Source organism: Paenibacillus sp. MER 180, from assembly GCF_023713665.1.
Taxonomy (GTDB): Bacteria; Bacillota; Bacilli; order Paenibacillales; family Paenibacillaceae; genus Paenibacillus_B; species Paenibacillus_B suaedae.
The window spans coordinates 114763-139508 of sequence record NZ_JAMAVT010000007.1 but is presented as its reverse complement, the minus strand read 5'-3'; the positions used below and the strand labels follow the sequence as shown (position 1 = coordinate 139508).

The window sequence follows — 24746 nt, the reverse complement described above, 5'->3', positions numbered from 1 at the left end:
CGCAATAAAGCAGGCATGCATGATACCGAGTAGTTCGGAAAGCGTCCAATGTATACAAAAAGGCAAGCATCAAGTGCGATGCTTGCCTTCTGTAATAGGTAACTGCTTTTCAGCGGCGTACCTGTTATTTCGTTCTGTTAAATGCCGGGAATCGGGGAACGCTTATGTTCCGTCTTCTGATATTGGCGCTCGATCTTCTCGCGCACGTCATCCGGTATGTTCTTACCTTCGAGATAGTCGCTATTATGCTCGTACGTAATGCCAAGCTCCTTCTCATCGGTTTGGCCTTCCCACAGGCCTGCTGTTGGTGCCTTATCAATGACGCTGGCAGGGACACCAATATGCTTCGCGAGTTGGCGCACTTGACGCTTATTCAGAGAAGACAATGGCGTAATGTCCACTGCTCCGTCTCCCCACTTCGTATAGAAGCCAGTCAACGCCTCAGAAGCGTGATCAGTACCTACAACTAGCAAATTCAGATCAAAGGCAAGCGCGTATTGCACAACCATCCGAGTACGAGCCTTCATGTTTCCCTTATTTGGAACACTCAAGGAACGTGCTTCCGGCAGCTGCTTAAGCGCCGCTTCTACCTCTTGGGCGGCTTCATCAACCGCTTTAGCAATATTCGTTTCTACCGTATGCTTCAGATTGAATGCTTGCGCGGTTGCATAGCTATCAGAAATATCTGCCTGAGTACCATAAGGCTGGAACACGCCAAGCGTCATATACTCCTTGCCTGTCTCTGCAGTCAATTCATCCGTCGCCTGCTTGCATAATCCCGTCGCAACCGCACTGTCAATCCCGCCGCTAATCGCGATCAGAAGCCCCTTCGTTCCTGTATTCAACACATACTGCTTCAAGAAGTCGACCCGCTTGCGCACCTCAGCATCTGGATCGATCTGTGTCTGCACGTTGAAGCGCTTGATAATCTCTTGCTGTAAACTCATTATTTCGTCCCCTTCCTACAAGCATCCGTGCTTGGCCTACAATTCTATAGAAAATCCCCGCATCACAAGATGCGGGGCATAGTTAACTTAGCGGCAGAACTTATCGTATGCAGCCGTCAGATCAGCAGCAATCTCCTCTGCTGAACGATTCTCTACTTGATGACGCTCGATGAAATGCACCAGCTCGCCATCCTTCATCAAAGCAATCGATGGAGAAGAAGGCGGATATGGTGCGAAGTATTCGCGAGCCTTCGCCGTTGCTTCCTTATCTTGCCCAGCAAATACGGTGAACAAGTGGTCAGGTGTAGCATCATTCTCTAATGACTTGCGTACGCCTGGACGGCACAGTCCAGCGGCACAACCGCATACTGAATTGACAACAACAAGTGCTGTTCCCTTCGCTGTAGCCAGCTTCTCTTCCACTTCCTCTGGTGTTCGCAATTCAACGCAGCCGATGGAAGTTAACTCGTCACGCATAGGTTGAACCATATCACGCATATATTGCTCAAAAGACATGGACATCCGTACTTCACTCCTACTCTATAAATAATTCCGTTGTCAGTGATGGATGAGTACCATCGGACACTGTCGCTACTATTGTAACCATTTGTAGTGAAGTAAAGCAAGGGAAAGCCGAAACCGATAACGGTTCCGGCTCGCTGACTTCTACCAGTTAGGCCCTCATTACTGAGGAAGCTCCATGACCGAAGATCGCATCCTCCTACGTAGAAGGGCGATTCGGGCCATTCAACTTCTTATCGACTCCGCAGGTATCATTCGCAGCGCTGTTTTGCTTGTCTTGCTTGCGCTGTTCCTTTGAATCTTGGCTCATCGCATAGGCCTCCTTTTCACAAAGTCGGTTCTATTATGCTCAGGCAGCAACTGACCTATCCTTGTGATGCAGGAGGCTCTACAGGCATGGCAGCCTCGGCCTGCGTATTCTTATGCGCCACTCCCCGCTCTCTACTGCGGGTTACCATATAACCTACCGCTAGCATTACACTGTAGATCCACTGATCCACTGTTAAGTACATCCATGTAGATCCACTGCCATATGCATAACTGCCAAGCATGCCGACTACACCGCATACAACAAAGGCGATCTGTGTGTCAATAAGCGATCCGAGCCTTCTCTGACGAGACCAGAGCAAGGCCAGGAGAACGATACAACCGAGCGTCTCAGCCGGCGGTATCCCCTCCACCTGGAATCCACTAAGCTGAAGCAGCGGTGTAAATCCCGGGGCCTGTCCACCATTAAGCGTATAGAGCCATCCATATGCCGTTACGAAAGTCAACATACTATGCGACAATAGATCAATGAGCACGGGATAAGACAATTGATGCTTGCGTATGTATAAGGTCGTCCATACCATAATACCAAGCACAAGCAGGATGTTCCCCTCTGTGGAAGTACCTGTCATGTACAGCAGCGAACGCGGCTGCCGCCACAGGATTGAGGGCGTGTCCCATAAAAATCCGAACTTCTCATTAAGTATGACGACAAGAATAACTGTCATTGCCCAATCTCCATAACGGCGCGAGATTCCACTTTCCGCGCGTGCCCGGAGCGCCACCGCCCCAGCTGCTAGAAGCAAGGAGAGCAGGCTAACGAGCAGTCCCCAATGAATTGTAAAATTGCCAAGCTGCATGACGCTCACCCTATCCACCTCCAAGCTTCATATTAGCGAAAGACTAGACTTGGTTCAATGCTTCCTCCTTATCCGGCTGTATATTCCCTAGTTGTACTGGATGCTGTGCAAGTGAAGAGTCCCATGCAGCTGTCGGGACATGAACCGGAGATTGGCTCGTCTGTTCTAGGCGAAAGGCTGCCTCAAACACCGTCCCATCTTCCCCCGTATGCACCTCTATCGTTCCATCATGCTGTTCGACAATACTCAAGCACAATGGCAAGCCAAGGCCCGTCCCCTTTGATTTCGTTGTGTAAAATGGCTCAAATAGCCGCTCCACAATGTCGGCGGGAATACCAGACCCTGTATCTTGAATACGCAGCTGCACTTGCCCTCCAACAAATCTTGTTTCGAGCGTAAGCACCGCTCCCGTTTCCATCGCTTCCATCGCCTCCATGGCGTTGCGCGACAGATTCAGAATAAGCTGCTTCATCTCCTTCACATTGACAGGGAAAATCGGCACATTTTCCGCAAGCTTCAACGCAATCTCTTGACCTCTCATATTTGCATCAGCCCAAAGCAACGGTGATAACTGATGAATAATGTCATGAAGGTGAACCTGTTCTTTCTCAATAATACGATTTTGCGCTAAAGCGAGAAAGTCGTTAATGATGCTGTTTGCTCTATCGATCTCTTCCATTACGATTCGATAGTATTCCTTCAAATGCGCGGGACTCTTTTCTTGGAGCAGCTGTATGAACCCACGAATAACCGCCATTGGATTACGAATTTCGTGCGTGATGCTTGCCGCCATCTGCCCGACTAAGCTTAAGCGATCCATCTTGCCCAGCTCTGCACGCAGCTTCGACAGCTCCGTAATATCATGCAGCATGCCGACAGCCCCTGTTATCGCTCCAGTAGTCTCGCTTCGAATCGCACTTGTACTAACGACGTACTCTCGTTCGTCCAATTTCACCACTACGCCTTCCATCTTCTCTCCCGCGAGTGCACGATACATGCCGTCGTACAAAGTTGGAATATCCCCCACCTGTGTCAACAGGCAGCGAAAAGGGCGGCCGAGAATGTCTCCCTTTGTCACATGAGGTGCTGCATTCTGCATACTGCGCAGCATCATATCATTTAAAGCGGTTATATTGGTCTGTGCATCAACCGCGATGACACCGAGCGGTGTCGTGTCTATTAATAGATTCAGCTTCTCTGCTTCTTCACGATATTTCGTAGAGACGATTTCATATCCTTGTACAAGGAATAGCTTCTCCCTCGTCTCTTCCATATAGTACACAGCTAAGTAAGCGGTTAAGAAAAAGGCTGCTCCTAGCATGAGCATCGATAGAAGCATACTGCCATCAATAACTCGTTCATGCCTCCACAGCAGCACTCCATAAACCAAGGAATAGAGAACAATACCCGCGAAGGAGAAGGACAAAATAATAGTGACACGTTGGCGGAATCCGGAATGACGGAAAGAATTAATAAAAGCAAACAATAGCGGGATCATATAAAGGAGTGCATCACTCCACAGCTTCTGGGGATGCCCATCGTGATAGAAAAAACCAAGCATACCTAAATATAATCCAATCATGAGGAACCCAACCCGATATCCACCATACATTACTCCGAGCATAAATGGCAAAAATCGAAAATCAAACGGCTGGGGCATTTCTGTATAGAAGGAAAATACGATGCATAACAGCATAGAAAAAGCAGAAGACAATCCTATGACGAGAGGGGCGCGGGACACCCGCTCTGGCTTCAAGGAGCAGACTTGATAGGCAATCGCTGGTATGCAGGCAATAAGGCTTTGCAGTAAGACTTCCTTAAGTGCTACGTACATACAGTTCTCCTCTTGTCAGGATAGAAAATGGTAAGATTGGCTTGATTAAAGCATAAAAATGAGGGCTTTTCAATGGAACAGCCGAACGTTTTAGCGAAGTTTTAGTTTTTACGATACAATAGGCTTCAGTAAGGGATGCGCAGTGCGTATCCTAACCCTGTCAAAGACCTGTCAAAGGAGTACAAAATGGAACGAACCGATGTTATCGTCGTAGGTGGCGGCCCCTCTGGACTTATGGCATCCATCTCTGCTGCACGCAACGGAGCCAAGGTAATTCTCGTGGATAAGGGAGACCGACTTGGCCGCAAGCTTGCTATATCTGGCGGAGGACGCTGCAATGTAACGAACAATAAACCACTGGACGAGCTGATTCAGCATATCCCTGGCAATGGGAGATTTCTGCACAGTGCGTTCAATCATTTTAACAATCAGGATATAATCGAGTTCTTCGAGAATCTCGGTATTGCATTGAAGGAAGAGGACAATGGCCGTATGTTCCCCGTATCAGACAAGGCGAAGACGGTCGTTGAGTCACTTCTGGGAGAAGTACGCCGATTAGGAGTAGCGATTCGTGTCAATCAGCCTGTCGCACATCTGCTGTACGAGGATGGTTCCGTCCAAGGTGTGCGCTTCAAAGATGGATCCGCATTGTATGCCCCAGCGGTCATACTGGCTACCGGCGGGAAGTCTGTTCCTCATACGGGCTCAACAGGAGACGGCTATGCTTGGGCAGAGGCTGCCGGACATTCCATTACGGAGCTGTATCCGACGGAAGTGCCTCTAACCTCGAATACGTACTTTATTCGTGAGAAGCTGCTTCAAGGATTGTCCTTGCGCGATATTCGGATCACGGTATGGAACAGCAAGGGGAAGAAGATTATTGAGCATCAAGGCGACCTGCTCTTTACCCACTTTGGCCTGTCCGGCCCTGCTGCACTTCGCTGCAGCCAATTCGTCGTGAAGGAATTGAAGCGTTCCGGCCTTCAGACCGTACAGGTCACCATCGATATGAAGCCTGATCAGTCACTGGATGAGCTTGTTCGAGATTCGCTTCGCATTTGTGCCCAAGAACCGAAGAAAGCTATTAAGAATGTACTGAAGCATCTGCTGCCTGAACGAGTAATCCCGCTTCTGCTTGAACAGTCTGGCATCGATGAAAGTACCACATACGACCATATTCCGAAGCAGCCATGGCAGGAGATGTGCCAATTGATTAAGGCATTTCCTGTGAAGGTCAACGGCACGTTATCGCTTGAGGAAGCCTTTGTTACAGGCGGCGGTGTGAATCTTAAGGAGATCGATCCGAAGACGATGCATTCCAAAAAGGCGCATGGACTCTATTTCTGCGGAGAAATATTGGATGTTCATGGCTATACGGGCGGCTATAACATTACAGCTGCCTTCGCAACTGGCTATACGGCAGGGATGCATGCTGCTCAGCAGACCCTACATCAAGCATAACAAGCAAACAGCCTGCTCATAGAGCAGGCTGTTTGTCTTCTATCATTAGAGATGGATGCCGCCAGGGAAGTGATTCGTCGTCTCATCATCAAACATCCCGTATGCTTCTTCATCACGATGCGACAAGTCATCATGACTCGGATTGTGCCTAGCAGACGCATAGCGGTCATCATCTGCCCAATCCTCATTGACCATATGGGCCGGGATAGGGATATAATTCATTCCATAGGCTTGATCCATAACGGACATCTCCGTCATACTCGCTTCTTCTAAAAGCTGGCCGCCGTGCGCCTCTGCGATCTCAAGCGCAGAGGTCAAATCTCGCTTGTCTACATGGATATGCAGTTCTGTCTCACTAGCGCTGTCGTAAGCAGGCGTATATCCTAGCTCCTCCAATGTATCGAACGCCAGTCTTGCACCTGCAGGATCCGAGAATCGGAACCGAATCGCAGTCGTATCTTGCATCCTCGTTCCTCCTATTCGAATAAGCTTACGTTAATATACCCGCCAGACAGGAGGAACATACACACAAGCTGCCCTGCAATTGGTTGTACGAGCAGTTGCCGAATACTTTATTCAGTAGAGGACAAACGTGACTGTTCTTGTCTCTCCTCCATTTGCTTCTTCTGCTTCCACCCACGCAGCGTAACAATTGTATTGCCGATGAAGGCAGCCATCAGACCACCTCCCGCTACATATAGCGGAATCATAATAGGTGTTGCAGCAATACCTGCAGACAACCCCCACAGCACGCCCGGCCCTGCACATAAGACACGCGCCATATGCGCCGAGGCCTGCTGCAAACTCTCTGAGCGGAAGCTGAACATCGACGCCACATCACCATCGATGAATTCCTTCCAATACGTGCTCAGCCAGTATCCGAGAATACCGCTTAGCACCGGCCCTATAAGAATGAACAGACCATGCAGTGAAGTGATATAGGACGCACTCATTCCAATAAAGAGGAGCTGCAAATAAAACTTGCGATGGGTGCTGCTTCGAAGCAATGACTTGACCGCGATAGCTCCAATAAGGCGGCCTGACTCATTCGTCTTCATGAAGTAGCCCGACTTCGGGAACAACATTGGGCGTGTTCGTTTGCGCCGTTGTGCTCTATCCACGCTCTGCGACAGCAGCATCGCCGTTAATTGCATCTTGAGCTCGCCCTCCCGTTCAACATCATGCTCAAATGTATGCTGAACATGGTTTCGCCAGCGAATAAGAGGGAAGCAGCTTACCAATATAATCGAGCCATAGACGAGCACCCAACTCACATGAATACCGAGCAAGTAAAGAATAACTCCATACAATCCGAGAGCTGCCACCCCTGTGACAAAGCGGATCATCCAACGTGTCCAACCTGAGAAAGCGGCCAAATTATAGTTCCGTACTAATCCTGCTAAGTAGGATAAGGAGCTAACGGCAAATCCAATCGTAAGTAAATCCGCACTATGCAACGAATACCCGCGTATGAGCCACGGAGCAAGCAGTAACAGTATGACAGCCGTTATGATCGTTCCTCGCAGTGCATATTGAATTAACCCGAATCGAACAAGCGGCTTCCACCAATAGGGCTGCTGACGAAGGAAGAGAATATCCCCGCCTTCCACCCAAGTGCGAAGTGATCCACTTATGATGGGCAGCAGCAAGGGAAGCAGCCAGACCGCTATAGGCAGCTTCAACCATGCAGCATCCAAGGGTTCCACCCACCATCCCCAATAGAACTTAACCCCTAGGAGCAATAGCGGTACGACAATATACAACCATACCGTCCAATCCAATGCGATACGAAGTGCCCGCCATTGATACACCATATTCGTCTGGAAGCGGCGGAAGGCGAGTGTTTGCGGGGATGTTACCTTCATCGTCGACAATGGACGAACCTGTCCCTCGCTCCCCATTAGGTCAACACCTCGAAACAATCGAATAGGGTTCCATCCGGCAACCCGCTTATTTGCCGCACTTCATCAAACGTCCCTCTTGCAACCACGCTTCCCTGATGAAGCAGGATGAAGCTGTCGCATACGCGCTCAGCCGTGTCGAGTACATGCGTACTCATGAGGACGCCCGCTCCCCGCTTGCGTTCTTCCTCAAGCATACGGAGGAACTTCCGCGTTGCTCGTGGATCCAAGCCAATGAAGGGCTCATCCACGATGTATAATGACGGCTTGAGCATGAAGGCAATGATAAGCATCAGCTTCTGCTGCATCCCCTTCGAGAAGCTCGTTGGGAAATGGTGCTTCACCTCTGTCATTTGAAATTCGGTGAGCAGATAATTCGCCTGCTCGACAAACTGTTCCTGCGGCAGATCATATGCAGATGCAGCGAGTTCTAAATGCTCCCATAATGTCATGGAGTCATAGAGGACAGGCTGTTCAGGCACGTATGCATAAGTTCCATTGCCATCCCCAATCCGAACGCTGCCAGCAACATCTCGCATAATGCCCAGCACGGACTTGATTGTCGTGCTCTTCCCAGCACCGTTCGGACCGATTAACCCTACCAATTGACCCGCTTCTACTTGAAACTCGATATTATGTATTTTAGACTCGCCTTTCTCATATCCTGCAGATTGTATGCTTGCATCAAGAACAACCATGCGGATCTCCCCCTTCATCTTAGGCATAGCCAAGCTGCTGTACCTAACCGTTCTTCTAACTTTTAGTTTACTCTATCGTATCTATTCTTGCACAGAGCTGGGCAGTTTCAATGTGCTGAATGCCAGGTTCAACCAAATGTTACCGAATTGCCCTTTCTAAATTTGAATAATTCAAAATTTTTTTGTTCATTGTTTCACAAGTGTGACAAAAGACATTTAATCTCCTATCTCCTTCGATATACGATAAAAGAGTAAATCAAGAAATGAGGGGGATTCGTATGTCTGAACGAATCGATCATGAGACCGAAGCTGCCTTGCATTTATTCCGTGTCTTCTCTAAGGCATTCAAGAGCGTAACGGATCACTCAGCTGCTGGATGCAAAATAGAAGGATATAACCCGACTGACTTCTCCGTACTCGAAATGCTTTATCATAAAGGGCCTCAACCCATTCAACAAATCGGTTCCAAGCTCCTTCTACAGAGCGGAAACGTAACCTATGTCATTGATAAGCTCGAACGTAACGGCATGCTGCGCCGCCACCCTTGCGCGACGGATCGTCGCGTGATCTTCGCTGAGTTGACTGATAAAGGCCGTGAAGAAATGCAGGGACTGTTCCCCAAGCATTCTCTACTCCTAAAGCGTGCCATGAGCGGGCTGACGCTCGAGGAGAAAAAAGAGGCTATTCAATTGCTCAAGAAGCTCGGGATCCAAGCAGAGAAGTTAAGCCTTGTCACGAAAAAGGGCTCCTAGCAATTCCATTAGTTAATACGCTTAAATTTCCAAAAGGGCTGAATCAACGCACAGAGCGGAAGAACATGTTCTTCCGCTCTTGTTATTTCTCTTCATGACATCAAGTCCAACGTTCTGAATGTCGCACGCGAATATCGCAATAGCACGCGCCTCTCCTGCTGCAATTGCTGCTCAATGAGCTTCTCAATCTGATTGAGTATTACACCAGGCGGAGAGTTATTCTCGATCCCCTTCTGCCTCGTACTGCGATACCATTCGACAGCCAGCTTATCAAGCGGGGTTGGACGGAACTCCTTCATCTTCGAAGCCAGCTCCATATATAATCGATCTGACTGCTGTCCCCCAAGAAACTCGCTTCTGCGTGCTTTATCCAGTAATACTTTGCGAGAAGGCATATGCGCCGCAACCGTTGCATCATCGGTCACCCCAAAGAACACGCTCTTCATGAACGACCATGCCAGCTCCTTGTTCTGGGCCTGTTCAGACATAATAAGCGATGCGCCTGTCGAGTAGCCGTACAACTTCATAGGCAAGCGAGTAGCTCTCCACAATCCCTTCATATGCGGCACCCACTCCTCCAATTGCAGCTCTCCCCAGGAACCAAGATACACCATTGCCAGCTTCCCACTCCGCAGCGCTTCATTCCCCGCATCCGTCCACAATCCGACATTTGCATCCAGCCCCTGCACATTAACACGCTGAGACAACAGCATGCCTTGCGCGATCATGGCATTATTCCGGTTGAATTGCAGCTTACTGTTAAGTAGCGGGAACATGGACTCAAACCACTGCATGGGTTCCCGATCCCACTGAATTAAATAAATGCCATGCTCCTTCAGCTTCTCCGCCATTGCCAGCCAGCGGTTCGGATCCTCCATGTAGATAGCCAATTCTTCTGGGTCTGACGGAAATCCGTATCGCTCCATAATGTCCTTGCGATAGAAGGTGACAAGCGGCGAAGTTGTAATTGGGAGAGCGATAAGACGCTTATTGTCAAAGGATAGTCCAGTATCCCATAAGTCAGGAGAAATATCCGGCTTCAGCGTGCTCGCGAGAAAAGGCGCGGCATTTAAGTCCATCAACCCTTGTATCCCCGTAAATTCCCCTAGAAATTCATGGCCAACCTCCATAACATCCGGAGCATCCCCCTGCTCTAAGGCATCCAAATAAGCATCAACATGGTCTTCATAAGAAAAACGCTTTACATTTACCTTCACGCCTGGGTGCTCGATTTCGAATTTCTTGGCATAGTCTACATACTGTTGTTCGAAGCACCACACGGTTATTGCGGAAGGCGGCTTAGATTCTACGACTCGCTCATCGTCCTGCAATTGCGGTGGGATCGTGGTCTCATCACATCCGGTTGAAGAAAATATCATGATGATCATCATTGCGAATACAATTAATCTTCGAAATGGCAAGCCCTTCCCTTTCACAAATTAACCTCCATATGCTGCAATTGAATTGCTTCTTAGCTTGCTTGAAAAGTCAGGGAACCTAGCAGCAAATTCATTGGCTGCCAGCGGGGGACTAATATAATATCCTTGGAACTGCCTACAACCAAGTATGAGCAGCTGTTCAAGCTCCTGAGGTGTTTCAACCCCTTCAGCTGTCACTTTAAGATTCATGCTGTCTCCCATTTGGATCACCGCTTGAACAATCGCAGTGTTCACTTTATCCGCGAACAAATGCCGCACAAAAGAACGGTCAATTTTAAGCACATGAGCAGGCAAAGTCTTTAGGCGGTGCAGCGAGGAATAGCCCGTTCCAAAATCATCGATCGCTATCTGAACTCCTCGTTTCTTAAGATTGTGCAATACCTCGTTGACCTGCTCGGTGGATTTATTAACGTATCCTTCCGTTATCTCCAAAATCAAATCACTCGGATTAAACTCACACTCGCGAATAATTCGATCAATTGTCGCGACGAAGTCATTCGTAAGCAATTGCCTTAACGAGACATTCACAGCCAGCTGGAAGGCAGGCATCCCTGCATCAGCCCACATCCGGTATTGCATGCATGCAGATCGAAGCACCCATTCCCCAATAGGAACGATTAGTCCAGTCTCTTCCGCGACCGGAATGAACTGTGTCGGCGATATAAACCCTTCATCACCAGAAAGCCAGCGAAGCAGCACCTCTGCGGCTGTGACTTTCCCCGAGGCATCTACGATCGGTTGATAGTGAAGCAGCAGTTCTCTACGTTCTAACGCTTTGTACAAACGTGTCTCCATAAACATGCGTTCAGGCTGCAAGGTCGGCTGTAGTTCATCATAGAAGACCACTGAATGGCCACCACTGTCCTTGGCAGCGTACATGGCTGTATCTGCTTGCTTGAGCAGATCCGTATATACATATCCGTTATCCGGATATAAGGATACGCCGATGCTGGCAGAGACAAATAGTTCATGAGCCTGTACAAGGAAGCTCTCTCGCAGCCGCTGCAAAATCCGCTTAGCGACCGCGTTGACTTCCTCTCTTGAGCTGTCTTCGAGCATAATGATGAACTCATCCCCGCCATATCGCGAGCTCAAATGCCGGCCGGACAGTTTTGATAGACAATCCGACAAGCGCTGCGCAATTTGTACAAGGAGCATATCTCCTACATTGTGGCCGAGCGAATCATTGATATGCTTGAACCGATCTATATCTATGAACATTAACGCCAATGAACTAACCTTGTCATCCGCATCTTCCAGCGCCCGCTCTACATTCATCGTAAAGTAATGCCGATTGGGAAGCTGGGTCAGCGTATCATAATAAGCAATATGCTGGAGCTTCTCTTCCGACAGCTCTAGCATTTTCGTCTGGTCAAGCAGCTTCTCATTCATGCGCAGCATTTCCTTGAATACTTCCGTTAACCGATCACTCATTGCCCGGAAATTGATTGCCAGTAAACGAATCTCTCCGATTCGAATGCAAGGCCATTTGACGGTCTTGTCCTTCAGCAATTTATGGTGCATCCCTGCCGTCGCCTCCTCCAAATCACGAAGAGAGCGAACAATAAAGCGGCTTACCGCAAGTGATACCCCGGTAGCCAGCAGGCAGACCATGAACAACATTAAAAACTTGCGCAAATAGACGTCAATCGTCGTTTGTAGAAAATAGGAAATCGGAATAAAGCCAACAACCTTAGCGATCGGATGATCGGTCAGCTTGTCCTCCAAAACATAATAACCGTCATTCCACCTTCTTGTTCCATAATCATAATTTCTGTCAGGGGGCAGAATACGGGAAAAAGAGGACTTCACCCCGTAAGCATCCATCCGAATTTGTGAATGATGAGCGGCCATGCGAACAGGTGATTTATTAGGTACAGTATCTTCCATGTACACTGCATTGCTTTCGAACCACACCTCATCACTCGAAGCAACCAATTGGCCCTTATGATTGAACGCAGCCAACTTCAATAAGCCATTCTGGGAATGGAGCTTTAAATTATCGTAAAGCTTCCCTGTCTCCATAATCGATCCAAGATTGAGCCCTTGGCGCTGTTTTCTGTCCATCTGCAGAAGTGCATCTGTAATTTGAGCGGTTTGCAATTCAATTCTTGCTAAAGAATCCCGTTCGATGTCCTGCTGCATATCGCGACTATCAATCAGCATATTCAGCAGAAACGGAAGGAACACGATTGCGACAGAGAGATGCATCAGCAGCTGATTGAGATACACGGGCTTCGTTCGCAGATCAGGCAACAGCCGTTTCCATGGCATATAGGTAACGACCACATCAGCGATCAGAGCATTCAATAGTCCGCTCATTGCGAACATAAAATATTGAAGTAGTGCTTCTGCGTTGTACTCGTTGGTCTGCAGGCAAAATAAAACCGCTGCAAGCGGGGCTCCGATTCCGAACCAGAACAGACTGTCCCAGAGAAGCAGGAACCCCCTTTTCCGTTCATACATATATCCAACCAATATCATTTCCAATCCAATAAGCAGCAATATAAACGAACCGTAACCTGAGAAATAAAACCCTAGTCCAATAATAAGCGCCATAATTGCCGCCCAGTGCGAACCATACAGAACAAGCATAATGAGCAGAGTGGCCCCACACAACATGAACTCCGCACCGTATGAAAATTCGAGTCCAATTACAGAGAACACTGCAGTGAGAACGGTCAGTATCACGAACAGCATACTTGTACGCAGCGAAGCCAATGGGTGTAACGTACGTGACATGGCAGAGTGACTCCTTTACAGATGGAAGCAGTACATTTCTCTTATTTCGAAATACTTCGACACAAATCCAAAATTTCCTACTTTTGTGCAGGATAATGTAGAGTGATTTATTTGCAAGAGAAACAATCCCCATAAGAAAAAGGCCGCCCTTCCAAGCAGTTTCTACTACCGGAAAAACGACCTGATTATCTAGTGTTTTAGGTTCAGTTACGTAAAGAAGTATCATTGCACCTGTCTTTAATGAGATGGAGAAGCTTCATCCTGACCGGATGATCCCCCGGAATTTGTCGACTTAGGCATGAACAACATACTTACTAAGCATGCGACCGCGATAATAGCCATTATCAGGAAGACCTGCCCTAGCCCTGACTCCAGGAAAGAACGCAGTGTACCCATTAAATCAGGCGACAGCGAGCTTGCACTTTCTGGATTCAACAGCTTGCTCAGATCTTCATTCGAGACACGCGAGGATACGTCAGGCCCCGCATCCGATACCATCGATGCAATGCTCGCATTTAAGAATGTCCCGAACGCGGCAATGCCAAGCATCTGCCCCAACGACCGTACGAACGTGTTCAATGCTGTTGAAGCACCTCTCATGCTCCAATCGACAGAAGACTGGACAATGACGGTAAATACCGTGAACGACAGGCCGAAACCTAGGCCTGACAATGACATAATGATTACGATCAAAATAAGCGGGGTTGTATCTGAAATCGTCGACAGCCATATGGAAGCGATCACGATCAATATCATCCCTAGCGTCGATGTCACGCGTGCCCCTATCTTAATCAGCATACGGCCGCCTACAATTGATCCAATCAGCCAGCCAATTGACATTGGGGTCAGTGACAGGCCTGAACTGGAGGCATTTTGCCCCAGCACACCTTGTGTCCAGAGCGGCATATAGGAGCTGATCCCCATCACGATCGCACTTGCGAGGAAGCTGACAAGGTTTGACACCCCGATGTCGCGAATCCGGAACAACTTGAGCGGCACCATCGGTTCCTTTGCCTTCACTTCGATCCGGAAAAAGAGAACAAGGAACACAGCCGCAGTCCCAAACAGTGCGAACATCCATGGAGAATTCCACGCGATCCCCTGTCCGCCTGTAATAATCGCAAACAAGAATGCGGTCATCCCGATGGAGAATGTCGCTGCCCCCGCATAGTCGACAGGCTTGTCCTTGCGCTCCACCTTCTCATGGAAGCACACCATGATCATCCATACTGACACGATGCCGAACGGCACATTGAAGTAGAATATCCAGTGCCATGATAAAGAATCGACGAAGAACCCGCCGACTAACGGCCCGACCAACCCAGCAATTCCCCAAATAGAGCTGAATAAGCCTTGAATCTTGGCCCGTTCTTCGTATGTGTAAATATCCGCTACCATCGTGAAGGTAACAGGCATTACAGCGCCTGCTCCGATTCCTTGAAGAGCACGGAATATAATCATCTGCGTCATAGTGCCCGATAGACCGCACAACATCGATCCCCCTACAAACAGAGCGGAGCCGATTATAAATATGTTCTTACGGCCATATAAATCAGCCATCTTCCCGAACAATGGTGTTGAGATTGCCGTAGTAAGCAAATAAGCGGCATATACCCAGCTAATCAAGGATAATCCGCCTAAATCTGCAACAATCTTCGGCATTGCTGTACTTACTACTGTTACCTCGATTGCCGCCAGAAAGGTCGACAATAGTAGTGCAAGTGTGACAAGCTTGCGGCTTCGTCCAGCTTGCATAGAAGCCTCGTTCCCCATAAATACCCTTCCTTCGTTCCTAAATCTCGTACAGCTTCCGCAGCTCATGATTCACTATAAATTGATGTGCAGTGAGCCCCGATCCATATTAGCATGCATCAATCGCGGGTGCTCTACCTCTTCCCACATGCGATCATGTGTGGCAACAATCAACGCGCATCCCTGTTCCGCTTTGCGCAGACACCAGTCGCGAACGAAGGCTGCATGTACCGCATCCAAGGAGGCTGTCGGCTCGTCTAGCAGAATGACTTCAGGTTCGTGCGCGGAAGCAATTGCTAGACTGAGCAGCCGCTTCAATCCAGTTGGCATATCATGCGGATGCAGATGCTTCACTTCCCATAGACAATATTGCTGCAAGCGAGACTCCACTTCCCGTTCCACCTGTTCATGCGTATAGACAGCGTGGCCTTCCCAAGACTGTCCTTCTATGCGCAATCGCCCGCATTGATTCGCTACATGGAGAGCATCTCGCAGTTCCTCTTGCACGGACGCTGCAAAGAAGCCCGATTCGGGCTGCTGTGCTGTGAATCCAATAAGTCTTGCCACTTCACAGGATCGCAGCTTCTGCCCCAATTGGCCTGCAATCCACCATTCACCTTCCATGCTGCCGGAGCGCTTCGACAAGCCGCCGGTTATAAGGCGGAACAAGGTTGACTTCCCCGACCCGTTCTTGCCCGTCAGCAGCATACATCGCCCTGCCTTAAGCTGGAAGGTAACATTATGAAGCGCGTCCTCTGTCTGCCGACGCTTCTGATCACGATGAGCAATAGGATGATACCGATAGCTCACCTTCGATAAGTGCAGAAGGACTTCTTCTTCGAGTATTCTACTACACTCGCCCCCAGCACACTCTGCTCGTACAGCAGCATCGTCTCCAGCACTTCCTTGTTTTACAGTGGCTGGCACCTGCATGGACATAATAGTTGTCTCAGCGTTCCCTTCCCACTTCGGAGGTATAATGCCTGCCTCATAACAGAGCTCCAAGCAGCGAAGATCGTCCTTCGGACGGGATAGACCGTTCAAACCATCCCTTGAGGGATATACAGGCATCTTTCCATCATACACCATTCTCCCATTATGCAACAGAAGAAGCTGTGCATCTTGTATCCAGCCATGCTGCCACTCGTCTGACAGCTCGTCTAGGCGCGATGCGGCTAATACTATCGTCCTACCCTGACTATGCCAAGCTTGAAGCTGCTCTAACAGACGGCGTCGAGATTCCTTATCCATCTGACTCCACGCGTCATCAATAAGCAGCACATCCGGCTCCATCGTCAATACAGAAGCAACAGCTGTACGTTGCTGTTCGCCTCCTGACAACTGCTGAACCTGACGCAAGCGCAGTTGACGCAAATCAGCCTTATCAAGCTGCTCTTCTACTCTACTATGGATGACCTCTCGCGGCAGGCCAAGATTCTCGGGTGCGAAGGCTAACTCATCCTCAACCGTACCAATCACAAACTGCTCCTTGGCCTCCTGCAGGATAAAGCCCCTGATTGGCGCCTGTCCATCCTGCACCATGCCGCAGCTCAATTCACCTTGCTGCTGGCCTTCATGCGACTGCATTGCACCAGCCATCAGCTTGAGGAGCGTTGTCTTGCCGCTCCCATTCCCCCCTGCCAGCAGCACAACAGATCCAGACTTGATACAGAAGCTGCATGGCTGCAATACTGGTTCAGACTCGCCAAAATAAGTAAAGGCCACACGCTCAGCGCGCATGACCTCCTTAGATTGTAGGATTCTCATATTAGACTGGCCCCCTACCATACTACTGCCCGCGTGACTCTCTTCCTAGTGCGAATGGGCGCATTGCTCTTGTAGAAGCAATCCGATCCCCAATCATCTTGGTTAGAGCACCGCACAGCAGCATCCCGCTTATACAGCGGATAATTAAGGTTGCAATAAGTACCCACATCTCATAGTGGATATAACCGAACATAAAGGCCGAAACCACAAACCACAGCGGTACTGCTGCTGTACCTACGAACAGCATGGTGAACCAATTGTATTGACGGTAACGGAATACATAAAACAACGGTTCAATCACAACCGCATAGCATAATGCCGCAGCAATACAAGACCAAGCCCCATATGCGCTTCCCATTAAGATTTGTACACAAGCGCCAAGCGAATATGTTACCAACGCTGCCCCTGGCTTACGGATAACATATATCGCAAGCAGACCATATATCATGTACAAGCCGACGATCGTTGATGTTAGCATTGGTCCACCAACAGAGTGCAGCAGCTTATTTACCCAAGATAACCCGGTCGTCATTACACCATTTGCAGCTGCAAGCAGTGCCATCAGCACCCAGTCCGCTAGTGTAAGGGAACGGAGCGAGAAACGAGATTCGTTCATTGTAGTTGTTCCATTTCCCATTCTCATAGATGACTCATCCCCAATTCTTCTACTTATGTAACGTTGTGATACTGGTATATGTTAACCCACAACAGATAAACTACCATTAACGTTACAAGGGATGGCATGGAAATGCAAGTCAAATCTATCATTATTGTGTGCGTTTTTTATTAACCCAAAAGAATTGTCGCAGTCATAGCTCCTACAGTCGCAGTCGCGAAGCTGATCCCAAGCGCAGTAAAACGCAAAGTTCTCCATGACGTTCGAGCAATGCTTGCCCCGAATTGCTTCACTTCCATTGCTGTCGCTACATTTTGAACTCTTCGCATCGCACTGGACGTAACCGCAGCGACGTATTGCCCCGCTAGACGCATTCGCTCACCAATCCCCTGCGGCGCGGTAAGCTGACGCATCCGCTGTGCCTCACGAATATTGCGCGCTTCTTCAGCGAGAAGAGGGACGAAGCGAAGCGCGATGGCAACGGCGAACGCGAAGCGATTCGGCAGCCTTAGATGATGGGACAACGCCGTGACAACATCACGCGGCTCTGTAGTCGTAGCGTATAGCAATGACGACAAGAACAGCGTCAATGCACGCAGCGTCAGCGTGAGTGAAGTACGGCACGCTTCCTCGGTCAGATTCAATCCGAGAATCGTAAGCCGAATCTTGGTACCTGGCAGGACTAGGCACTGGAATAGAAAGAGCGGCAGAGCGAAGCCAAGCAGCAGAATGAGCACCGTTCTCCATCGCGCACCTGACCACCCCGCTCCCGTCACTCCGATGATAAGCAGGGATAAGAACCAGCCAAGCTGCCAATTCAGCTTCATGCTAATCATAACGGCAAGACCGGTGCCGAACAGCCATATCCCCTTCGTGATCGGATCAATTCTGTTCAGCCACGCTTGCATGTTCGTTCATCCCCTTCTGACTCGCAAGTGTGCTCCAGCAAGGTTAGAATCCGCTTGGCCGCCTGTTCAATTGGATCGTCCGGCATCGAGCAGAGGAACAATGCCATTGCTCTCGCATTTACCGTTTTTCCGCTTCCCCTTAATATCTCTGACTCTAGAGCTGTGTACGCTTGCTCCGCTTCCTCACGCTGCTTTAAGCTGAACGGCGCACTCATCACTGCATCCTTCAGCAGCCACACTTGATCCAGCAATTGTTGCTGCGAGTTGGACATGCTTACGTGTCCGGAACGCATAAAATCATTCATAAGCGCCATGGTAAGTACAGGCTCGGCATTCTTGCGAACAAGTGACTCCGCAGTCGCATCCAGAACATTCACAATAAAGGTGCACACTTGATCAAAATCCACATTTTTCCGGTCAAATGTCGCATAACTCATGAACTCAATGGTCATACCACTAATAATTGTCGCTAAGTCCATCCAATAAGGTTCCGCTTCCTGACCGTAAACTTCAGCAACCACTTGGCGGAAGGTAAAGAAGCGCTTTGCACGGAAATCGAATACCATATCTCGAATTTCCCGCTTCTTATATAGGTGTGCTTCCTTACGCTGCAGGGTAAGGAACAACTTGAATCTGCCGAACTGCTCCAGAGAAATGTGAATGAGCTTGTTCAGCTTCTGGCGAGCCGGCAAATTGTCAGCGAGTGTATCCCGCGCTAATTCATACATCATCTGATGATAATGGTCGAATATTGTGAACAATATTTCTTCCTTCGAACGAAAGAAGGAATAGACTGAGCCCTTGGCAATTCCGATACGTTCTGCAATTTCTTGAATCGAGGTTTCATGATAACCCTTTTCAGCGAACAGCGAGAGCGCTGTTTCCATGATGAGACGTTTTTTCTCTTCCATGTTCCGTCCTCCGTATGTCATGACTTTCGGTTCAGCCCTTTTTGACCGCCTAGTCAGCATCGTTTGTTACGTTATTCCTACCATACCACAAACATAATATGATGAAAAATATTTTAGTTCCAAAACAATTGACTTCGCGGTCAATCGGGATTATAGTATCAACATGCTATTTTTTGACCCGAAGGTCAGTCGTTCACACAACATATAAACGAGCATGAAAGAAAGGTGATTAATAAATGGCCACAGTGAAAGACCATACGGCATCTCGCCGCAATATGGTACTATTCGGTCTGATTATGGGGATGTTCTTCAGTTCCCTGGAGCAGACGATCGTCGGCACGGCCATGCCAACGATAATTAAGGATCTCAATGGGTTCGCCATCTTCGCTTGGGTAACAACCGCTTATATGATCTGCTCAACAGCAGTCATCCCACTAGCCGGTAAATTAGCGGACTTGTTCGGAAGCCGATTCATCTACCTGACTGGATGGCTTATCTTCGTTGTCGGTTCAGGCTTATGCGCAACGGCAGTGAATATGGAGCAGTTAATTATTTACCGGGCGATCCAAGGTATCGGCGGCGGTATGCTGATGCCGATGTCCCAGACGATTATCGGAATGATGTTCAGTCCGCAGGAACGCGCCAAGTGGCAAGGGGTATTCGGAGCCATCTTCGGTCTTAGTTCCGTCATCGGTCCGTTCTTTGGCGGATTTATTGTTGATAATATCAGCTGGCACTGGATTTTCCTTATTAATGTTCCGTTCGGCTTATTGTCAACGATCTTAATCTTTATTGGCATGAAATCAATTGATGAGCCTCGAGACAAGAGCAAAAAAATCTCGATCGACTGGCTCGGAATTTTCACACTTATCCCGGGTATCGTCTTATTGCTGCTTGGGCTGTCGCTTGACCATAACAAGTATGCATGGGATTCTCCAACAAGCATTCTCGTGTTTGCTGGTGCATTGGTGCTCTTCGTTCTGTTTGTCTTCGTTGAACACAGAGCAGAAGAACCAATAATTGATATGTCACTCTTCAAGAGCCGTATCTTCAACGTATCTGTAGCACTCGGCTTTCTCGTTGGTCTTGGCATGTTCGGTGCAATTATGTTCGTGCCAATGTTCATGCAAGGGGTGCTTGGCGTAACACCGACGCAAGCAGGCTCCACGATGACACCAATGATGATTGCCTTGATTATTGCAAGCATCTTGGCTGGACAGCTGGTTCTGCGCATGCGTTATCGTGCGGTTATGACGATGGGCATGATCATTACGTCCATCGGTTTCTGGCTCATGAGTACAATGGGTGTCAGCACTTCAACTTGGATAGCTTATTCGTTCATGGTTGTACTTGGCTTCGGTATCGGTATGGTTATGCCAATTATTACGCTGGTTGTACAGAATGCATTTCCACGCGAAAAGCTGGGTACAGTCACTTCCGCTACGACGTTCTTCCGCTCTATCGGATCGACGATCGGGGCAACCTTGTTCAACGTTATTATGAACAGCGTCATTGCAACAAATATTGCGAATGCAACAGCTAGTGCTGATCCAGGAACGCAAGCCGTTCTGAGTAAGACCGGCACAGATTCCAATACACTGTATCAGTTGCTGATTAACAGCGATTTGCTGAAACAGCTTCCTGAGGACTTGAAAGTGAACGTGCTGAATACGATCAAGGATGCTTGGTCTGCTTCCTTCTCCACTGTCTTCTTGACAGGTCTCGGCTTCATCGTGGTCGGTATCTTCGTTGCATTGCTGATCGGCAACGGACGTATCTCCCGTGAGGCGATGCAGAAGCGCAAGCCAGGCGAGGGCTCTGACGATACAATGACACAGCCACAAGCTTCTTCGAATTAATACTCGCCTACCGGCGAATAGATGCAACAAAGGAAAAGCAGCAAGCCGTTCCCTTCGTGGAATAGGCTCGCTGCTTTTTTAGCATTTTGATACAACGTTTGTTTCTATATGGATACTAATTATACAAAGGGTTGGACAACACTGATTTGACCAGTTGTTTCAGGTCAACTTGCTCAATTGGGCCGTTGTCGCCCACGACATTTTGAATATTGCTTGGCAATACTGACTTGTCCTCTTGATAGTGATAGGCAAGCTTACCGATATGCTTCAAGCTGAACTCAGGGCTTCCTACCACCGTGAACGTCCAAGAGTTCATGTTCTCGCGAGCTACATTTACTTCATTCTGTCCGTTATCCGCAACAACTGCTTTTACAACATCAACCTTGCCTCGTCCTAAATTAGTAGCTCGGAACTTCAAATTCAACAATACGCTGCTGCCATTAATACCATTATAGCGCCCTTTACTTGCTGTAATGAAGCGGAGCACATCGGAATCTTTCTGATGAATGATCATCAGCTTATTATCAGCGTATGCATCAACGAGCTCGAAACGCGTTTTGTCATAGGTTAAGCTGACATCTTCTGCATAAATATTTTTGACATTATCAAGCTTAATTTGCACGTCAAACGTTTGATTCAAGTACACGGTATACGTCACAGAAGTTACGCTCACTTTCGGCGTATACACGGCGTCTGGATTGTATGGGCGCAATTGCCCGTCAGATGGTACATCCACGGCGCTGACGAACATAAGCTTATCGGTCTGGTTGATAAATTCAATACTGTGCTCGCTATTCGATAATCCTGTCAATTCATAAGCCAGACGTGGATTGTAGTAATCAGAAGGAATATTTCTCATTGAAATCGTGGTGTAAGGTTTTTTATCAACAATAACTGTAATGTTATCGGAAATATCATAGGAGCCATATCCATAATTTTGTGCGATGAGGCGAACCGAGCTGCCGACAAAGTTGAACTTTACTGAAGCGCTTCTGGAGCTGGTTTGTTTCGCATTACCACTATTCCACCAATTTCCGCTATACATAATTTCGGAAGAATACTGGGTGTAACGCTTCCAGCCGTAGTCTGGATTATAGGATGGATCACCTATGCTGCTTGCTCCAAATGCTGTCGAGACTGAAAATACTAATAGGAATACGAGTCCCATGATTATAGACGGGACAAACTTATTGCGCATGGTTCATAACCTCCAATTTTTATAGATTCACTCTGATTGTAATGGGGATATGAAAATAATCCCAAACAAGTTTTGTTAAACCTGTCAGCTAACGTTCAAAATTCTCCCTTTTTCGATAATAATCGCGTTCTTCATTAATGAGCCTATTAGTTGATTTCATGAGATGAGATGTGATGCATGCTGCCTAATCGGAATTACAATATCCTGCATTTTCCCAGTTTCAACTGGACGCAAAAAAACAGCCCCTGCTTAACAGGAGCTGCTTATCTAAATCCACTATTTTATTGCTGTTTCATGTATGTGCGGTGCCAGAGGGCGAACACATGCAATGTCCAAATCTTGCGGGAGTAGTCTCCTTGTCCATTCTTGTGACGGCGGAACATATCTTCAACAGCCGTCAAATTGACGAGGTGGTCAATACCGCTTGCGGACAACTCTTCCCACATGATGTTTGCACGTTCCGTGCGCAGCCAGTCGCGCATTGGTACCGGGAAGCCAAGCTTCGGACGGTTCAATACCGAATCTGGGATAATGCCCTGCATCGCTTTGCGAAGCGCATATTTCGTCGTACCGTCTGCAATGCGGTAATGGGCTGGGATGCTGCGGGCCACGTCGAATACTTTGCGATCCAAGAACGGAACGCGCAGTTCGAGCGAATGCGCCATCGTCAGCTTATCCGCCTTCATCAGGATGTCGCCAGGCATCCACAGATTCATATCGATATACTGCATCCGCGATACAGGATCCAGGTGGCGTGTACGGTCATAATAGGTGCGTGCGATATCAAACGGCTTCGTGAAGTCAGCAATCTCGGACTGTGTCGCACGCAGCAGTTCTACCTTCGCATCATCCGTCATAATGTTCGCGTTGCCGAGGAAGCGTTCTTCAAGCGGCGTCGTTCCACGAAGCAAGTAGTTCTTGCCGTAGAAGTTGAACGGAACGGACTGCACCATCTTATGCATCGCACGCTGCATGCCTTCAGGCATCCATGACAGATAACGAAGGGAATGCGGTTCGCGATATATGCGGTATCCACCGAACAATTCATCCGCGCCCTCACCTGACAATACGACTGTGACATGCTCTTTCGCTAAGCGAGCAACCTCATACAAAGCAATCGCGGATGGATCCGCTACTGGCTCGTCCAAGTGCCAGATCGCCCGCGGTACTGCGTCGAAGTACATCTCCTGTGTAATCATGCGATCATAATGCTCCGTATCCAGCTGTCTAGCCGTATCCCGAGCAATAATTGTCTCATTGTTCGCACCTTCGAAGCCGACACTAAATGTCTTGATCGGTTCCATCGAACGCATCAAAGTAGATGTAATCGTCGAGTCAATCCCACTGGAGAGGAAGCAGCCGCGCTCCACTTCACTATGAAGATGGTGCTCTACGGAGTCGCGCATGACATCGCGAATTTCCTCGATAATTTGTGTCAATGGACGATCCACAGGCTCGAACATTGGATCCCAATACTTCTCAATAATCGGCTTCCCGCCGAACGGGATTGTGATAGAGTGCGCAGGTGGCAGCTTATGAATCCCTTGATACATCGTGTTCGGATCAGGTACGTATTGGAATGTTAAATAATTATAGAAGCTGTTCATGTTCACTTGGCGTTGAACACCTGGAACCGCCAGCAAGCTTTTAATTTCCGAACCAAAGACGAACATCTCGTCATTTTGATAATAATATACAGGCTTAATCCCGAAATGGTCACGCGCAATAAACAGCTCCTGCTTGTTGCGATCCCAGATGGCGAAGCCAAACATACCGCGAAGATGATGCACACACTTCGAACCATGCTCTTCGTACAGATGAATAATTACTTCTGTATCCGTATGTGTCTTGAATTGGTGCCCGCGATGGATCAAATCTTCACGCAGCTCTTGATAATTGTATATCTCTCCGTTGAAAATAATCCAAATTGAATCATCCTCGTTGCTGAGCGGCTGCGCTCCAACTGCGACATCGATAATGGACAGACGGCGGAAGCCTAGTCCAACACGATCGCCAATCCACAGCTTCGCGTCATTCGGTCCGCGATGGTGGATCAAGTCCATCATCGAGCGTACTACTTGTTCAGAAGGTTGTTGATCATGAAAATGATATATACCAGCAATGCCACACATAATTGTTCCAAATCCTTTCGCTCGTTGCATATGGCGTAGAACGTACTCAGTTCCCGCTCAGAACAAGGCAACACCCCGCAGAGGCGGGGCTTGTCTATGCAATCATTATAAACGTTTTTGACGAAATGTGACACAGGCTTGCAGCTAAATCAGCGGCATTTCTGTGTGTAATGTTCATGA

General features: G+C 48.4%; 20 protein-coding genes. 3 read left to right on the top strand and 17 right to left on the bottom strand.

Annotated features, from left to right (window positions below; genetic code table 11):
• Nucleotides 1–137: 137 nt before the first annotated feature.
• The 5 genes from nadE to M3661_RS13720 form a co-directional block, all read right to left on the bottom strand.
• Entirely contained in the window at nt 138–947 is an 810-nt protein-coding gene (gene nadE / locus M3661_RS13740) for an ammonia-dependent NAD(+) synthetase (protein WP_065290149.1), read from the bottom strand.
• Between the two features lie 87 nt (nt 948–1034).
• A complete protein-coding gene (locus M3661_RS13735; RefSeq protein WP_021256168.1) occupies nt 1035–1469 on the bottom strand; it encodes a BrxA/BrxB family bacilliredoxin in 435 nt (144 codons plus the stop codon).
• A gap of 199 nt (nt 1470–1668) precedes the next feature.
• A complete protein-coding gene (locus M3661_RS13730) occupies nt 1669–1779 on the bottom strand; it encodes a hypothetical protein (RefSeq protein ID WP_005543361.1) in 111 nt (36 codons plus the stop codon).
• Between the two features lie 55 nt (nt 1780–1834).
• Nucleotides 1835–2596, bottom strand: a complete 762-nt coding sequence (locus M3661_RS13725; protein ID WP_251486229.1) for a hypothetical protein — start codon at nt 2594–2596, stop codon at nt 1835–1837.
• Between the two features lie 43 nt (nt 2597–2639).
• Nucleotides 2640–4430 carry a two-component system sensor histidine kinase NtrB gene (locus M3661_RS13720; RefSeq protein WP_251485905.1) on the bottom strand — a complete coding sequence of 597 codons (1791 nt, stop codon included), beginning with the start codon at nt 4428–4430 and terminating at the stop codon, nt 2640–2642.
• 186 nt (nt 4431–4616) lie between these two features.
• Between M3661_RS13720 and M3661_RS13715 the strand changes: the two genes are divergently transcribed.
• On the top strand, nt 4617–5891 hold the full coding sequence (locus M3661_RS13715; protein ID WP_251485902.1) for a BaiN/RdsA family NAD(P)/FAD-dependent oxidoreductase: 1275 nt from the start codon (nt 4617–4619) through the stop codon (nt 5889–5891).
• A gap of 45 nt (nt 5892–5936) precedes the next feature.
• Here M3661_RS13715 and M3661_RS13710 read toward each other — a convergent pair whose 3' ends face one another.
• The 3 genes from M3661_RS13710 to M3661_RS13700 form a co-directional block, all read right to left on the bottom strand.
• On the bottom strand, nt 5937–6356 hold the full coding sequence (locus tag M3661_RS13710) for a DNA/RNA helicase (protein ID WP_251485899.1): 420 nt from the start codon (nt 6354–6356) through the stop codon (nt 5937–5939).
• A 107-nt stretch (nt 6357–6463) separates the two neighbouring features.
• Entirely contained in the window at nt 6464–7792 is a 1329-nt protein-coding gene (locus M3661_RS13705) for an ABC transporter permease (protein ID WP_251485897.1), read from the bottom strand.
• The gene (locus tag M3661_RS13700) at nt 7792–8490 is read right to left on the bottom strand and encodes an ABC transporter ATP-binding protein (RefSeq protein WP_251485894.1); all 699 of its coding nucleotides are present in this window, start codon (nt 8488–8490) and stop codon (nt 7792–7794) included. Before M3661_RS13700 ends, M3661_RS13705 begins: the two co-directional genes overlap by 1 nt.
• A gap of 278 nt (nt 8491–8768) precedes the next feature.
• On the opposite strand from M3661_RS13700, the gene M3661_RS13695 reads away from it, so the two are divergent.
• The gene (locus M3661_RS13695; RefSeq protein ID WP_021256175.1) at nt 8769–9242 is read left to right on the top strand and encodes a MarR family winged helix-turn-helix transcriptional regulator; all 474 of its coding nucleotides are present in this window, start codon (nt 8769–8771) and stop codon (nt 9240–9242) included.
• A 92-nt stretch (nt 9243–9334) separates the two neighbouring features.
• On the opposite strand, the gene M3661_RS13690 is transcribed toward M3661_RS13695, so the two are convergent.
• The 7 genes from M3661_RS13690 to M3661_RS13660 all read right to left on the bottom strand — a co-directional run bounded on the left by M3661_RS13690 (nt 9335) and on the right by M3661_RS13660 (nt 19377).
• A complete protein-coding gene (locus M3661_RS13690; RefSeq protein WP_251485892.1) occupies nt 9335–10678 on the bottom strand; it encodes an ABC transporter substrate-binding protein in 1344 nt (447 codons plus the stop codon).
• 3 nt (nt 10679–10681) lie between these two features.
• A complete protein-coding gene (locus M3661_RS13685) occupies nt 10682–13423 on the bottom strand; it encodes a putative bifunctional diguanylate cyclase/phosphodiesterase (RefSeq protein ID WP_251485881.1) in 2742 nt (913 codons plus the stop codon).
• 237 nt (nt 13424–13660) lie between these two features.
• A complete protein-coding gene (locus tag M3661_RS13680; RefSeq protein ID WP_072731060.1) occupies nt 13661–15196 on the bottom strand; it encodes an MDR family MFS transporter in 1536 nt (511 codons plus the stop codon).
• A gap of 54 nt (nt 15197–15250) precedes the next feature.
• Nucleotides 15251–16942, bottom strand: coding sequence for an ATP-binding cassette domain-containing protein (locus tag M3661_RS13675; protein WP_251485878.1), 1692 nt, complete (start codon nt 16940–16942; stop codon nt 15251–15253).
• 22 nt (nt 16943–16964) lie between these two features.
• A complete protein-coding gene (locus tag M3661_RS13670; RefSeq protein WP_251485876.1) occupies nt 16965–17585 on the bottom strand; it encodes an ECF transporter S component in 621 nt (206 codons plus the stop codon).
• 143 nt (nt 17586–17728) lie between these two features.
• Nucleotides 17729–18466: an energy-coupling factor transporter transmembrane component T family protein gene (locus M3661_RS13665; protein ID WP_251485873.1), complete on the bottom strand. Its 738-nt coding sequence runs from the start codon at nt 18464–18466 to the stop codon at nt 17729–17731.
• A complete protein-coding gene (locus tag M3661_RS13660; protein WP_065290160.1) occupies nt 18451–19377 on the bottom strand; it encodes a TetR/AcrR family transcriptional regulator in 927 nt (308 codons plus the stop codon). Before M3661_RS13660 ends, M3661_RS13665 begins: the two co-directional genes overlap by 16 nt.
• Before the next feature lie 236 nt (nt 19378–19613).
• On the opposite strand from M3661_RS13660, the gene M3661_RS13655 reads away from it, so the two are divergent.
• Entirely contained in the window at nt 19614–21236 is a 1623-nt protein-coding gene (locus M3661_RS13655; RefSeq protein WP_065290161.1) for an MDR family MFS transporter, read from the top strand.
• Between the two features lie 115 nt (nt 21237–21351).
• Here M3661_RS13655 and M3661_RS13650 read toward each other — a convergent pair whose 3' ends face one another.
• A complete protein-coding gene (locus M3661_RS13650; RefSeq protein ID WP_251485870.1) occupies nt 21352–22434 on the bottom strand; it encodes a cohesin domain-containing protein in 1083 nt (360 codons plus the stop codon).
• A gap of 281 nt (nt 22435–22715) precedes the next feature.
• Nucleotides 22716–24566, bottom strand: a complete 1851-nt coding sequence (gene asnB / locus M3661_RS13645; RefSeq protein WP_021256184.1) for an asparagine synthase (glutamine-hydrolyzing) — start codon at nt 24564–24566, stop codon at nt 22716–22718.
• Nucleotides 24567–24746 lie beyond the last annotated feature (180 nt).